The organism is Pseudoduganella sp., from assembly GCF_041914865.1.
Classification (GTDB): domain Bacteria; phylum Pseudomonadota; class Gammaproteobacteria; order Burkholderiales; family Burkholderiaceae_D; genus Rugamonas.
This window is the reverse complement of record NZ_JAYSCO010000035.1, coordinates 13485-27212: the sequence shown is the minus strand read 5'-3', so window position 1 is coordinate 27212 and position 13728 is coordinate 13485. Positions and strand designations below refer to the sequence as shown.

The following is a 13728-nucleotide window of genomic DNA, read 5'->3' as shown; positions in this document are numbered from 1 at the left end:
CACAATATGTAGTGGTGAAAACATGAAATCCAAGACCACGGTGGACGTCGAATCGTCGATCAACGAATACCTGCAGCAGCTCGACTGGCGTGTAAACGCCAACGCCAACCAGGGCTATTCCCTGGGCGGCATGATCCTCAACATCTCCGGGAAAATGGTCGCCAACTACTGGCTCGATCACGTTTATCCGCCGGAGGTGGGGCAGGCGCACCGCAACGCCGACCTCCACATCCACGACCTGGACATGCTGGCCGGCTACTGCGCCGGCTGGTCGCTGCGCACCTTGCTGAACGAAGGCTTGAACGGCGTGCCGGGCAAAGTGGAGTCGGGTCCGCCCAAGCATATGTCCAGCGCGATCGGCCAGATCGTGAACTTCCTCGGCACGCTGCAGAACGAGTGGGCCGGCGCGCAGGCGTTCAGTTCTTTCGATACCTATATGGCGCCCTTCGTGCGCAACGACGGGCTCACGTACGAGCAGGTGCGCCAGTACATGCAAGAGCTGATCTACAACCTGAACGTGCCTTCGCGCTGGGGCACCCAGACCCCGTTCACCAACCTGACCTTCGACTGGACCTGTCCGGAAGACCTGCGGGAGCAGGTGCCGCTGATCGCCGGCCGGGAAATGCCCTTCACGTACGGCGACCTGCAGGCCGAGATGGACATGATCAACCGCGCCTACATCGAGGTGATGATGCAAGGCGACGCGAAGGGGCGCGCCTTCACCTTCCCGATCCCGACATACAACATCACGCCCGACTTCGACTGGCACAGCCCGAACGCGCAGCTGCTGTTCGAGATGACGGCGCGCTATGGTTTGCCGTACTTCCAGAACTTCGTGAATTCGGAACTGAAGCCGAACATGATCCGTTCCATGTGCTGCCGTCTGCAGCTGGACTTGCGCGAGCTGCTCAAGCGCGGCAACGGCCTGTTCGGCTCCGCCGAGCAAACCGGTTCGCTGGGCGTGGTCACGCTCAATTGCGCCCGCCTCGGCTACCTGCATGCGGGCGATGAAGCGGCGCTGCTGGCCCGCGTGGACCAGCTGCTCGAGCTGGGCAAGGCCAGCCTGGAAATCAAGCGCGCGCTGATCCAGCGCCTGATGGATGGCGGCCTGTTCCCGTACACCAAACGCTATCTCGGCACCTTGCGCAACCACTTCTCGACGCTGGGCGTGAACGGTGTCAACGAGATGATCCGCAACTTCACCGGCGACCGCGAAGACATCACCACGGAAGCGGGCGCCGCGCTGGCGCTGCGGCTGCTGGACCATATCCGCGCGCGCATGCTGGAATTCCAGGAGGAGACCGGCCATATGTACAACCTGGAGGCGACGCCGGCGGAAGGCACGACCTACCGTTTCGCCAAGGAAGACCGCGCGCGCCTGCCGCACATCCTGCAGGCCGGCACGCCGGAGATGCCGTACTACACCAACTCGTCGCAGCTGCCGGTCGGCTTCACCGACGATCCGTTCGAAGCGCTGGAGCGGCAGGACGAGCTGCAAAGGAAGTACACCGGCGGCACCGTGCTGCACCTGTACATGAGCGAGCAGGTGTCCAGCGCCGATGCCTGCCGCCGCCTGGTGCAGCGCGCGCTGGGCCGCTTCCGCCTGCCGTACATCACCGTCACGCCGACGTTCTCGATCTGCCCGAAACACGGCTACCTGAGCGGCAAGCACGAATTCTGTCCCAAGTGCGATGAAGAGATCATCGCACGCAAACTTCTCAAGGAGATCGCATGACCAAGCACGACACCCATCCATCGCCGGCCATCCAACTCAGCGACGAGGAACGCCAGCCCTGCGAAATCTGGACGCGCGTGATGGGCTACCACCGCCCGTACTCGTCCTTCAACATCGGCAAGAAGGGCGAGTTCCGCGAGCGCACCTGTTTCGTCGAGCGGCCGGACAATGGCTGAACGCGGGCTCAAGGTCGGCGGCTATGCGCGCTTCACGTCGACCGACTATCCGGGCGAGCTGGCGGCCGTGGTCTTTGTCCAGGGCTGCCCCTGGCGCTGCGGCTATTGCCACAACCCGCACCTGCAGCCGCGCGCCAGCGAGGGGCTGATGCCCTGGCAGGATGTGCGCACCTTCCTGGCCAGCAGGGCCGGCCTGCTGGACGCCGTGGTCTTTTCGGGCGGCGAGCCGACGCTGGACCCGGCGCTGGAGGACGCCATGCGCGAGGTGAAGGCGCTCGGCTTCAAGATCGGGCTGCATACGGCGGGCATCTATCCCGAGCGCCTGCGTTCGGTGCTGCCGCTGCTGGACTGGGTCGGCCTCGATATCAAGACCTCGTTCGACGCCTACGATGAACTGACCGGCGTCCCCGGCAGCGCCGTCGCCGCGCAGGCCGCGGCAAGCCTGATCCTGGCCAGTGGCGTGCCCTATGAGTTCCGCACCACGGTGCACCCCAGCCTGACCACGCCCGCCCACCTGACGGCGCTGACGCGGCAGATCGCCGGCATGGGCTGCACCAGCTATGCTTTGCAGGATTTCCGTTCCACCGGTTGCCGCACGCAGGACGTGCTGAACCTGGGCCACCCGGCCGCGCTGGACGATGCGTTGGTCGCTCAGGTGAAGGCGCGCTTCCCGCAATTCATCCTGCGCAAGGCGGAGTAGCTTAAAAGCGCCGCGCCCAGAGCTCCTGCAGGCGCCGATCGTCGTCGACCAGCCGGATGGCGCGGGCCATGTTCGGCGCCTCGGCATAAAAGCGTTCGCGCCAGGGGCCGAAGCGCGAGACGACCGCCACGTACAGGTCAAGCACGCCAAGGCGCCCGCCCAGCAGGTAGGGGGCGGGCTGTATTTGCGCATCCATGGCCTGCCAGCAGAAGGCAATGCGCTCATGGACTGCGTTCACCACATCGTCCCGCGCAGACGGGGGGGCGCCGATGCGCCCGACGTCCGGCTTGATCCAGTGCAGGGAGTAGATCGCCGACGAGACGAAGAACATCCAGCGCAGGAACTGCCCGCGCATCGGATCGTCCAGGCGCGGCGCCAGCCCTGCCGCAGGATGCGCATCCGCCAGGTGGACCAGGATCGCCGCGCTTTCGGTCAGTGTCTCGCCGTTCGGCAGCAGCAGGGTCGGAACCTGGCGCATGGCGTTCTGCGTTCCCACGCGGGCGCGGGCCGCTTCCGACGACCAGGTCTCGCCTTCGATCAGCTCGAACGGAATATCCAGCAGCGTGAGCGCCGCCTCGACCGCCACCGAGCCGGAAGCCGCCGCGCCATACAGGATCACCGTCAGCCCCGCGACTGGCTCAGTTCTTCCAGGATGCCGACCGCATTCCCGCAGCGGCCCAATAGCGCGTCGCGTTGATGCGGGTGTTGCCGCCTTCCTGCGCGAAGGTGACTTCGGTGTAGGAGTTGACATCGCCCTTGGCCTTCGCCAGCGGCATCACGTTGCGGATCAACTCCTTGTACCTGGGGGCGGGCAGCTCGAGCGTGCGCTGCTGGCCGTCCGGATAGGTGCGGACATTGCGGATCAGCGCGGTGTCGCAATACAGGTTCACCAATTCCGGATCAAAGGCGCGCTCCATCGCCTGGTACCTGGCGAACAGCGCTTCCGCCTCGGACTGGGCCAATGCCGGCGCGGACAGGCCGATTGCCAGGACTGCAAACAGGATTTTTTTCATGCGTTCCTCGGGAATGGCCGTGCAGGCCAGATAAAGAGTGCAAACAAAGCGGCTTCCAGCAGCAGGATCGCGGGCGATGCGATGCGGGTGACCGTGCCGTCGAAGCCGATCAGCAAAAGCGTGGCGATCGTCACGAGCAGGAAGCCGCCGGCGAACAGGCGTGCTACCGGCGTTTGCGGTCCCGCCACGGTGTTGGGGAGGCTGATCATCAAGGGGCCCAGCCCAAACGGCAATCCAAGCAGCAGGAACATGGAGAAGTAGAGCATGTCCCAATGCCCGTTTGGCGGCTCGCCCACGCCGTAAGCGAACTTCAGTGCGAGAAACAGCGGCGCCACCGTCAAGGTGCAGCCAAGGACAAGGGCAACAAGGCGAAGGAAGTTCAGCATCTAGGACACCCAGGAAAAGCGGAAGGCATTGTGTTCGGCCGGCAGGACAAGCCGCGCCAGGGAGGCTGCGAGCGGCATGCCGTTCGCATTGTTCGTCAGGACGACAAAACCGTCTTTCGACACGGTGGAGGCCATGGCGAAGGCGCGGAAGCCTGGGTTGTTCCCCCATTGCCAGAGATACGGCCCGCCGGCGCCTTGTTCGATGCCCCAGCCCAGGCCCCACGCCAGGCCAAGCGGCTTATCCGCTTCCACGGACGTGGAAAGTGTCATCGCCAGCAGCGATTCGTCCGTCAGCAGGGCCGACATGAAGCGCGCGTAGTCCGCAGCCGTGGTGTACAGCGAGGATGCCGCCACGGCACTCTGGAAGCGCATGCGCTGCTCCACGCCCAGCATCATGGCACCGCCCACCGCGCGCCCGGCGAAAGCGTCGCGCCACACCAGGCTGGAATCCACCATGCCGAGTGGCGCGAACAGTTGCTGTTCGAGATAGGCTGCCAGGCCGGTTTGCGTGACCGCCTCGATCACCTCTTGCAGCATCACGTAGCCCTCGCCGGAATAACCCCAGCGCGCACCCGGCTCGGACTTGAAAGACAAGGCGCCGCTCGACCAGTTGGGAAAGCCCGCGCTGTGGTTCAGCAGCTGGGCCACAGTCACGCGTTCCAGCGTACTCGCAGGGAGCAGATCAAATGCATCGCCAGCCGCCCGCCGCAAGGGATTGTGGAAGTGCTTATAGCCGCCTGGCAGGTAGCGCGAAACCGGCGCACCCGGTTCAAGCCGGCCCGCCTGCACCAGGCGCAGTGCAGCCAGTGCCACCACCGGTTTGGTCAGCGACGCCGCCTGGAAAATCGCATCGGGCTTGCCGGAGAGTGCGACCGCAGGGACAGGTTTGCCACCACGGAGTACAACGTACGATGCCGCGCCGACGCCAAGTTCCCTGGTCAGCACCTCAGGCGGGCGGTCGCTTAGCGAGATGATGTCGCTGGCGCACGCCGAGAGGAGCGGAAGCCCCGCACCGGCCAACAGGAAGTGGCGGCGGCTGATCATCCGGCTTCAGCCGCGCCGTTTCGCTATCGCCATACCCAGGCCAAAGCCGACGCCAATGCCGACGCCAAGACCCAGCGCAAGGTTACCGAAGGCGATGCCAATGGCGCAGCCAATCGCGACGCCCAGGCTCATGCCAAGGCCGATGAGTGTCTGGTTCTCCGGTTTCTTCAAGTCAGACATTGCTTTCTCCTTTACTTAAAACCAGCGGACTGCAAAGCTGGCGACCAGCAAGAGGGTACCAAGCAGGCCAGCCAGTTGCGGCAGGCCCGCCTCCTGCGCGCGTGGCTGGCCCTTGAACAGCGTGCTGACCTTCGCATTGCCGTCCACCGGATTGATGTACGCGTTCGGCGTAATGAGCAGGAAGCCCAGCCCTGTCAGCAGGTGGGGAGTAGCCGTGCCGCCGCCCTGGACCCATATCACCAGCTCCAAAATGCCCAGCAACAGCGTAATGAGCGCCAGCATCCGGAACGGAGATTGTTTGCGCGCGTCGGTGGAATTCGGTGCCATGGTTGTTGAAGAGTTAAATTTATATGCCGTGAAAGTATGGCCGATCGGGCCGAAAGTTCCAACTGATCCCGCCTGGTCCGTTTGTGTGCGGCGGCACATGGGCTGGACTGGATTCAGGTAGCTTACGTTTTGAAAGCAATAGGGCAGCGCAAGGGGCCTACTTTGCCGGAGCGGAAAGCTGCAGGCGCAAACGGCGTTTGAGACCGAGTGCCTTGATGTCCGCACCGAATGCCTCGTCCAGCAGCCGCTCCTTGAGTCCCGTGCTTTCCGCCTCCCGCAAGGCGCGCTCGATGATGGGCCTATAGCCGGCGGCGGATGAGGACAGGTAGAAAACCAGGTCGCCGGGGTACACCATCAGCAGGCGCTGCTCCACGACCAGTTCGGGGTGCTGGCGCGCCTCCGCCAGCACCTCGTTCACACCGCGCGGCAGGTAATCGACATTGCGGTTGCCCGCTGCCACCATGGCGTAAATGGTGGACCACGGCGCACTGTGTTCATAAAACGGTAAGTCGGCCGCCTTCCACACTTTCGTATCGCCCCAGCCGGCGCCGAATCCCGCGACCATGCCGCTGGACTTCAGGTCCTGCAAGGACTTCACGCGTGCGAAGATGTCGGCATCGCCGCGGCGGACCAGCAATACGCGCTGGCCGATCAAGCCATTGGTCAGCCCATGGCGCACCGTCACCAGTTGCCTGCTGCGGTCCTTGTCCTTCGTTTGCATGCCATAGAAGATATTGATGCCGCCGCTGCCCAGCATCGACCACATTCGCCGGGCAGGAATGTCTTTCACGTACTCGATCTGGTAGGGCTGGTGAATTAATTGCAGCGATTCTTCGAGCAGGCGGATGAAGTAGGTGGCTTGCCGGTCGGATGGCACGGCGATGCGCAGTTCGAGCGGCGCGTCTTTGGCCCCCGCGAGCGCAGCAAGGGGGAGCAGCAGCGCGCAAGTCAACAAACAGAGGCGGCGACGAATGCGGAGCATCTTCAGTCCCGCGCGAAACGCAGCCGGTTGCCCGCAATCTGCCGGAATTCATCCGCCCCTAGCGGAACCCTGGAGCGGAATATCTCCCATCCACGCAGGATGCTGCCGCCCGGAGGGCTCAGGTCTGAGCCGTAGAGGACCCGGCTGGCGCCCACCTGGCGGATGCGCTGTGCTACGAGCTGCGCTTCGGCGGGGGAGGTTTGTTCGGTGACGTTGGTCGCGACATCGAAATAGATGTTCTTCATCGCCGCTTCCTTACGGTCCGCAGCGTGTGCGAAGGCCGCCATCACGTCGTCATTCTGCGGCGGATAGCCGGGGCCGGAGCCACCCATGTGGGCCACGATGATGTCGATGCCAGGCGCCGCCGGCACAACCTGGTCCAGGAAGATCCTTGCATCCTCGGCGCCGTAATTGCTGCCGCCGCGTGCACGCATATGGACCAGGACCGTCGCCATCCTGCGCTGCGCGAGGGCGAATATGTCCTGCAGCACAGCGACGTGCGCGGCGTTGCGCAGGCTGATGCCGCTGTTGCCGAGATGGAGCTTGATGCCGACCATGCCGGGCAGTCCCAGGCACCGTCCGATCTCACCCAGCGCCTCGGCGCGCAGCGGATTCGCGCTGCAAAAACCATACAGGCGAGGCGCATTCTTCGCCACCTCGGCGGAAGTCCAATCGTTCTGCTCCCGCGTCAGGCGGTCGGGATCGACCAGCGCCTTGCGCTCGTCGGCGAAGCTGTACCCGACCGAGAGCACGACTGCACGCTCGATACCGGCAGCATCGAGTTCGCGCACCAGCATCGCGCCATCCCGTTCCGGCAGTTTGACGATCGGCGCAAAGGCAGGGCTGACCAGGTGCTGGTGGTAGTCAAGGTACGGCGTGGCGCGCGAGCTGGCCGAACCAGCTGGTCCGATGGAAGCGCAGGCCGACAGTAGTAGGCAGGAGGCGATGAGCGCAATTTTTGGCATAGGGCGGCTGATGCGATCGAGGTGACACGATCCATTCTATCCTCAATACCCTTCGGCCCTGATTCTCAAAATCATGCCACCGATGGCAGGATTCTCGACCAGTCCCAGCTCGACGCGGCGGTGGTGACCGTTGCTGTCGAAGTTCACGGTGACATTCCCGAGATCAGGTGGGGTGCTGTGGGAATGATAAACATACCAGCGCACGCCTGAAATTGATGCCCGCAAATTCTGTGGCGCCATGTTTCAGTAACACTGCGCAGAGTTCCTGTGCCGGCGCGTATCCAAAATGATTGCAGCGCTTCGCTGATAACGCGGGATCGGGCGAGTCCTTGAAATTGGCGCCCCATGTTGTCATGAAGTCGACAGCTCTTGAGTCCCCAGGTGAGACCGAGAGGGCAAAATTCTTGAGCGGCTCGCATACTGGATCTGGGGCGGCAAGGACCGCTTGCAACGGCATGCAGCTCGATGCAAACATAATTGAAAGCCAGTGCGGCGGGTAGGGAATACGTGGACTAGTCATCAAGGTCCCCCGCCGAGCAGTCTTCGGCCAGCAAATCCAGTCCGCCTCGAACGCCAGCTTCACGCCTTGCGTCACGTAGTTTATGTGCCGAGAAGAGGGCGCCGAAAAAGGCGGCCGTGCCCAAGCCATAGCACCACATGGCCTCCTCACCGCTCGGATTTCGCACCATGTGCTCCAGTAATGCGCCCGCGAAAACAAACGCGAAGGACGTGAAGATAAATTTCCACCGACGCTCGAAGCGCACCAATTCTTCTATGTTCGTGAATCGTTCCATGGCCGAGGAGCGGGGCTTTAGTGATCATGCGCAGGTGAACGCACCGGCGCGGAGGCGGCAACACCAAACGAAAGTGTATCTTGCGCGTGCCTGCATGGCGCGGCGGGGCGGGGCATTAGCGGACCATCTTTCTCATGAACAGAATTTCGTCGGTCGATTCGGACGCTACCTCTGAAAAGCCGAGGCTCTCGTAGAGAGCGACCGCCCCGGCATTGCTTCTATAAGCCCGCAAAGTGACCGCCGTGGCTTGCGTGCTATGCAGGGCGGCGTCGATCAAATGCTGGCAAAGAAGCCGCCCGATACCGCGTCCCCGCGCCTCCGGGGCCACAATGATGCGGCCCAGGTGCACTGCACCCGCCTGGGATACCCAATGCTGGCCAAAACCTGACGGCCTCTGGTCGCCGTCCACCAGGCAATCGCTGGCGGTCTCGCAGCCGGGAATCGCCAGTGCGGCTGGCAAGTCGGATGCCGCGAAGGGATAGACCAGGAGCGGCCCCGCCCAGCGGCGGGCCGCCGCCGCATCTGGGATCCAGGACGCGACTATCTCGAAGTCCGCGATGGTGGCGGCGCGCAAATGCATCACGCGGGGTACATCCCGTGGCAGCGTGCGAACAGGCGCGCCAGGCCGAACAGGGCGTCGATGTTGGGTGTCGCCACGCCGACACGCTGGCCGATTTCCCGCACGGCGCCCACAAGGTTGTCCAGTTCCAGCGGACGCCCCGCCTCGGCGTCCTGCAGCATGGAGGTCTTGAACGCACCCAGCTTGCGCGTGACGTTGTGGCGGTCTTCCGGCGACTCGCTGATGTCGCAGCCGATATGACGGCCTATCTCCGCCGCCTCGCGCATGGCCGCGATGCAAAAGGCGCTGGCCAGCGGATCGTCCAGCAGCTTGTCGGCCGTCGCGCCGGTCATGGCGGTTACCGGGTTGGTCGTCATATTCCCCCACAGCTTGTACCAGATGTCGTAGCGGATGCGCGGCGACAGCGTGACGTTGAAGCCGGCGTGGATCAGCAGGTCCGCCACGCGGCGCGCCCGCTCCGATTCGCCGCCGAATGCCTCGCCAACGATCAGGCCATTGCCCATGACGTGCCGCACCAGTCCCGGCTCGGGCGTCTGCGTGCTGGCATGGATCACGCAACCGAGCACGCGGTGTGCGGGCAGGGCGGCCGAGATGACGCCGCCAGCGTCCACGCTTTCCAGTGGTTGCGTGCCGAGGGAGGCAATGCCCTCGCCGAACCACCACGGCACCCCGTTCATTGCCGGCAGCACCATCGTGTGCTCGCCAAGCAGCGGCGCCAGCGTGGGCGCCAGCTCTCGCAGGGCCGGACCCTTGACGGCGATGATCAGCAAATCCTGCGGCCCAAGTTCGCGCGCGTCGGCCGCGGCCCGCGCCGGCGCTGTCAATGTTTCGCCGCCCATCTGCAGGCGCCAGCCATGCTGCTGCAATGCCTGCAGCGTGGCGCCGCGCGCAAGCGTGGACAGCTCGCAGCGGCCGGCAACGGCCAGGCGGGTTCCGATAAAGCCACCGATTGCGCCGGCGCCGATAATGCAGACTTTCATACGAAAGGCCTCTTTCGTGGGGTTGCCCAGCAACGACGGAATCGGTCGGCTGGTTGGATAATTTTCAACTCGCGAGTTTGCCGCAATGTGGCCATGCCACGCAAGTCCGGGCGGCGCCTCATCATTGCGATTTGATAGTTTTGCGCGACTCAAAAAAGATCATCGGGCGCGCCGGAATGGCTTGGCATGCGTGGCATACTTGCTTATCGTTCTTTTCAGCGAGAGGCCGCTTGATGGGGTATCGCGTTTTCTTGATCGACGATGTCGAAGCCACCAGGTCGCTCATGCGGCTGCTGTTGGGCGAGACAGACTACGAGGTCGTAGGCGAGGCGGGCACCTTGCTGGCTGCGCAGCAAAAGCTGGCATCGACGCCGTCGGATATCGTGATCCTTGATTTGGAAATGCCAGACGGGAATGGCATTAACCTGATTCCAAGGATTATCGAAATCAATCCGGACATGGTTATCGTGGTCGCTTCCGCCCATAACGATGCGGGCAGTGTGCAAACCACGCTGCAAATGGGCGCGCATGGATACCTGATCAAGCCATTCACGCCAAACGCATTGGAGAGCACACTGGCGCGCGCCTTGCGGCGGGCGGGGTGCCGCGTTCCGATGCCGCGTCCAGGACATTAGCGGGGTGCTTGCATGCGGCTCAATGCGACACTGCGGTTAACAACGGCCATCGTCGCGGTGGTCGTTGGCGTAGCCTCGACCATTCCTTACCTTGTCGATCGCCGCATTAATGAGGTGATCCATGAACTGGCCGACCTCGCCAAGCGCGAGCGATACTATACGGTGCTGCTTGGCATGCTGGGCGATGCGGAAACCGGGCAGCGCGGCTATGTGATTACCGGCGACGAGGCCTATCTTACGCCGTACGAGGGCGCCCTGGGCATGCTGCCCTCGTTGCGCGAGCAATTGCGCGGGCGACCGCGTAATGCCGAGGAGGCCGAATCGTTGCGCCAGATCGAGCTGGCCATCGACCGCAAGCTCGCTGAACTGGGGCAGACCGTGAACTTGCGGCGCCAATCGGGCTTCGAGGCGGCGCAAGCGGTCGTGGTCCAGGGCAAGGGTAAGGAACAAATGGATCTGCTGCGCAGCCTGGTCGGGGAGCAGATCAGCGAATACCGTCTGTTGCGCGATGAACTGCGCGAGCAGCTGCTGGCCAATACCCGTACGGCTTCCAATATCAGTATCGCGGCCGGCATCGCGAATATCCTCGCCTTGTGCGCCGTCTTGGTGACTGCGCACACCACATCGCGCAAGCGCCGGCTGGCGGAAGCGGCTGCCCGCGAGGCAAGCGCCGCGCTGGAAGCGCGCTCGCAGGAAGCACAGCGGCACAATGAGCAGCTGGCCGGCAGCGCGCAGCTGATGCATGCGCTGGACATGGCGCAGACGCTTGACGAGTCGTCGGAGATCATTTCCGCTTACCTGAGCTGGCTGCTGCCGGAGACCACCGGTACCATGTACCTGTACCGCAACTCGCGTGACCTGCTCGAACGCAAAGCTTCATGGGGCGATGATTCGGCGGAGCCGGAAAGCCTGGAGCCGTCGGAGTGCTGGGGCCTGCGCAGCGGCAGCGCGCATTTCTCTCAGGGGGAAGCGGGCCTGCATTGCAAGCATGTCGCGCACTCCCTCACCGCGGCGCCCCGGCTGTGCGTGCCCCTCGTATCGCAGGGCGATGTCATCGGTGTCGTCACCGTGATGGGGGCGATCGACCGCGCATGGGTTGAGCGCCTGTCCGAGCAGGTTGCCGTGTCGCTCAGTAATGTCCAGCTGCGCCTGTCGCTGCGCAGGCAGTCGGTGGTCGACCCGCTGACGGAGTTGTACAACCGCCGGTTCATGGACGAAACGCTGAAGCGCGAGCTGGCGCGTTCAGCGCGCAATGGCAAGCCTGTTGCGGTCGTGCTGGTGGACCTCGACCACTTCAAGCGTGTCAATGACGACTTTGGCCACGAGGCGGGGGATGGGCTGCTGCGCGAAGTGGGACGCATACTGCGCGAGTCCATCCGCAAATGCGATATCGCCTGCCGTTATGGCGGCGAGGAGATGGTGCTGATCCTGCCGGAGTGCGACCTGGAAAATGCGATGCGCCGTGCTTCCGAGGTACGGGAAGCCATCCAGTCGCTGGTCTTCAGCTACCAGGGGCGGCGGGTGCCGGCCACCGCCTCATTCGGCGTGGCGACCACCATGGAGGTGGTGGATGCCGCGCCGGAGGCACTGCTTGCTGCAGCCGACAAGGCGCTGTATCACGCCAAGCGCACTGGGCGCAACCGCGTATGCAGTGTGCAGGATGCCGCGGCCAAAGCCGGCGGCCACGGCGAACAGCCGGCCAGCTTGCTGCACTCCTAGACCGCTGGCAGCGCCTGCTGGCGGTACCGCTCGGGCAGCAGTTCCAGCGGCGGCAGGTCGTTGCTGCGCTGGTGTTGCGCATGTCAGGGCAGTCGAGGAGAAGAGAAGCCCACGCCGGCAAGTTTCTCAGACATTCTGACGAGATCGGCCAGGCTGCCGGCATCCATCTTCCGCATCACGGATGCGCGATGAAGCTTGATCGTGATCTCGCTTAAGCCCAGCTCGAACGCAACCTGTTTGTTAAGCAGCCCAGTGGCCTTCAAACCGCTTGAGCAGTAGCTGGGTGCTTGCCTGGGCTTCGCGGCGGGCGATGTCTTTCGTGGCACTTCTCGGTGTTGGACATGCGATCGCGTTGTTTGTTGTCGGCGCTTATGGACTGGTGCTGTTTGCTGTCATTCTTCTGCCCGAAACTCAGGGCCGGGAGTTAGTTAGCCTTTCCTAACGGAGAGGCCGGTCCGATGCGGGACAGCATTCACCCATTGAGGACATACCCCAGGGGTATTTCATGGCGCCCCCCAGTCTAAATCGGTCTAATTCGTACTCGTTGAGTCTAAACCGGTCTAAAAGTCGTGTGTCGAAGTCTAAACCGGTCTAAGAATTCGCGGGCCCGGTCTAATACGGTCTATTTTTTCGAGGCCGATAGTCTAAAGTGAACTATTTTTCAGTTCCGTAGTCCAAGTTTTAGACTATTTTAGAAGGGGCCGAATCATGGACTACGATGCAAGACAGGCAGTCCACCTGCCAGTGACCGATTATTTGAAACTCGACTTGTACCTGATGGATGCGCACCCCGGCGTCAAGCTGGACGCATTTGTTACCGACCTCGTGAAGCGTTGGCTGGCAGTTGAGATGGAGCGAAGCGCCTTGAGGGAACGAGGTCAGGCTATGCGAGGGTTCCAATGGAAGAATGTTTTCTACCGGAACGCCAAAGGACGCAACGCCTGGCGTTTTGTCTGGCTGCGATTTCCGGGGGACGACTACTGGGTACGCGCCGGCACATACCGGTTGAGGGATGGCGAGCGCAGTCTAGCCAGTCTAAAACCCCTCTCCGAGCAGTCTAATTCGGTCTAAACGGGACAGGCAAAAAGTCTAAACCGGTCTAAGGGTTGCCGCGCAGGGTCTATTTCGGTCTAAAAAATTGAGGCCCCCTGCATTTCTAGACCGCTTTAGACCGGAATATCTCGGTTTAGACTCAATTAGACGGGGCATCCAAAAAAGGAACCACGCCCCATGCGGTATCAGTTACGCCTCTGACTCGACCAGCCGAGCACCCATGCGATTCATCGTCCTTGTATGACCGCACCGGTAAATGTGTCAAGGCGCCACACCTCGTTTCGGCCATCCCACTCCATTGCCGGCGCCAATGTCGGCGTGGGCGTTAATGGAGGCTGTCGTCGCTGAGGGGGATTTGCTGTTTGAGGAGTTCGGTGACGTGATGCGTCAGGGCGAAGGAGGGCTTTTTCCGCGAACGCGGCGCCGAGGGTCTGTTCCAGGATCTGGCGCGGTTCAAGG

At 63.0% G+C, this 13728-nt stretch carries 17 protein-coding genes and 1 pseudogene; 6 read left to right on the top strand and 12 right to left on the bottom strand.

Features of this window, described 5'->3' with window-relative positions:
- Positions 1-22 precede the first annotated feature (22 nt).
- The 3 genes from ACE3TQ_RS16610 to ACE3TQ_RS16600 are packed head-to-tail and all read left to right on the top strand — an operon-like array spanning position 23 to position 2611.
- Positions 23-1735, top strand: coding sequence for a ribonucleoside triphosphate reductase (locus tag ACE3TQ_RS16610; protein ID WP_374583395.1), 1713 nt, complete (start codon positions 23-25; stop codon positions 1733-1735).
- Positions 1732-1911 (top strand): anaerobic ribonucleoside-triphosphate reductase, encoded by a 180-nt coding sequence (gene nrdD, locus ACE3TQ_RS16605; protein WP_374583394.1) that lies wholly within the window; start codon positions 1732-1734, stop codon positions 1909-1911. Before ACE3TQ_RS16610 ends, nrdD begins: the two co-directional genes overlap by 4 nt.
- Positions 1904-2611 carry an anaerobic ribonucleoside-triphosphate reductase activating protein gene (locus ACE3TQ_RS16600; protein ID WP_374583393.1) on the top strand — a complete coding sequence of 236 codons (708 nt, stop codon included), beginning with the start codon at positions 1904-1906 and terminating at the stop codon, positions 2609-2611. The genes nrdD and ACE3TQ_RS16600 overlap by 8 nt, the downstream gene beginning before the upstream one ends.
- Before the next feature lies 1 nt (position 2612).
- Here the strand turns inward: ACE3TQ_RS16600 and ACE3TQ_RS16595 are convergent, their stop codons facing one another.
- The 11 genes from ACE3TQ_RS16595 to ACE3TQ_RS16545 form a co-directional block, all read right to left on the bottom strand.
- The gene (locus ACE3TQ_RS16595) at positions 2613-3230 is read right to left on the bottom strand and encodes a glutathione S-transferase family protein (protein ID WP_374583392.1); all 618 of its coding nucleotides are present in this window, start codon (positions 3228-3230) and stop codon (positions 2613-2615) included.
- A 19-nt stretch (positions 3231-3249) separates the two neighbouring features.
- A complete protein-coding gene (locus tag ACE3TQ_RS16590) occupies positions 3250-3624 on the bottom strand; it encodes a hypothetical protein (protein WP_374583391.1) in 375 nt (124 codons plus the stop codon).
- Positions 3621-4010: a hypothetical protein gene (locus ACE3TQ_RS16585; RefSeq protein WP_374583390.1), complete on the bottom strand. Its 390-nt coding sequence runs from the start codon at positions 4008-4010 to the stop codon at positions 3621-3623. The genes ACE3TQ_RS16590 and ACE3TQ_RS16585 overlap by 4 nt, the downstream gene beginning before the upstream one ends.
- The gene (locus ACE3TQ_RS16580) at positions 4011-5054 is read right to left on the bottom strand and encodes a serine hydrolase domain-containing protein (protein WP_374583389.1); all 1044 of its coding nucleotides are present in this window, start codon (positions 5052-5054) and stop codon (positions 4011-4013) included.
- Between the two features lie 6 nt (positions 5055-5060).
- On the bottom strand, positions 5061-5234 hold the full coding sequence (locus ACE3TQ_RS16575) for a hypothetical protein (RefSeq protein ID WP_374583388.1): 174 nt from the start codon (positions 5232-5234) through the stop codon (positions 5061-5063).
- Between the two features lie 15 nt (positions 5235-5249).
- A complete protein-coding gene (locus tag ACE3TQ_RS16570; protein WP_374583387.1) occupies positions 5250-5561 on the bottom strand; it encodes a hypothetical protein in 312 nt (103 codons plus the stop codon).
- Positions 5562-5718: 157 nt separating this feature from the next.
- On the bottom strand, positions 5719-6543 hold the full coding sequence (locus ACE3TQ_RS16565; protein ID WP_374583386.1) for a hypothetical protein: 825 nt from the start codon (positions 6541-6543) through the stop codon (positions 5719-5721).
- Between the two features lie 2 nt (positions 6544-6545).
- Entirely contained in the window at positions 6546-7508 is a 963-nt protein-coding gene (locus ACE3TQ_RS16560) for an amidohydrolase family protein (RefSeq protein ID WP_374583385.1), read from the bottom strand.
- Positions 7509-8020: 512 nt separating this feature from the next.
- Positions 8021-8302, bottom strand: a complete 282-nt coding sequence (locus ACE3TQ_RS16555) for a hypothetical protein (protein ID WP_374583384.1) — start codon at positions 8300-8302, stop codon at positions 8021-8023.
- 115 nt (positions 8303-8417) lie between these two features.
- Positions 8418-8882, bottom strand: coding sequence for a GNAT family N-acetyltransferase (locus tag ACE3TQ_RS16550; protein ID WP_374583417.1), 465 nt, complete (start codon positions 8880-8882; stop codon positions 8418-8420).
- Positions 8882-9862, bottom strand: coding sequence for a 2-dehydropantoate 2-reductase (locus tag ACE3TQ_RS16545; RefSeq protein WP_374583383.1), 981 nt, complete (start codon positions 9860-9862; stop codon positions 8882-8884). The genes ACE3TQ_RS16550 and ACE3TQ_RS16545 overlap by 1 nt, the downstream gene beginning before the upstream one ends.
- Before the next feature lie 251 nt (positions 9863-10113).
- Between ACE3TQ_RS16545 and ACE3TQ_RS16540 the strand changes: the two genes are divergently transcribed.
- Both ACE3TQ_RS16540 and ACE3TQ_RS16535 read left to right on the top strand, forming a co-directional pair.
- Positions 10114-10497: a response regulator gene (locus ACE3TQ_RS16540; RefSeq protein ID WP_374583382.1), complete on the top strand. Its 384-nt coding sequence runs from the start codon at positions 10114-10116 to the stop codon at positions 10495-10497.
- 12 nt (positions 10498-10509) lie between these two features.
- Positions 10510-12216, top strand: a complete 1707-nt coding sequence (locus tag ACE3TQ_RS16535) for a diguanylate cyclase (protein WP_374583381.1) — start codon at positions 10510-10512, stop codon at positions 12214-12216.
- Positions 12217-12299: 83 nt separating this feature from the next.
- Here ACE3TQ_RS16535 and ACE3TQ_RS16530 read toward each other — a convergent pair.
- Positions 12300-12470, bottom strand: a pseudogene (locus ACE3TQ_RS16530) (LuxR C-terminal-related transcriptional regulator); the annotation flags it as partial.
- 454 nt (positions 12471-12924) lie between these two features.
- Between ACE3TQ_RS16530 and ACE3TQ_RS16525 the strand changes: the two are divergent.
- The gene (locus ACE3TQ_RS16525; protein ID WP_374583380.1) at positions 12925-13287 is read left to right on the top strand and encodes a hypothetical protein; all 363 of its coding nucleotides are present in this window, start codon (positions 12925-12927) and stop codon (positions 13285-13287) included.
- The last annotated feature ends 441 nt before the right edge of the window (positions 13288-13728 follow it).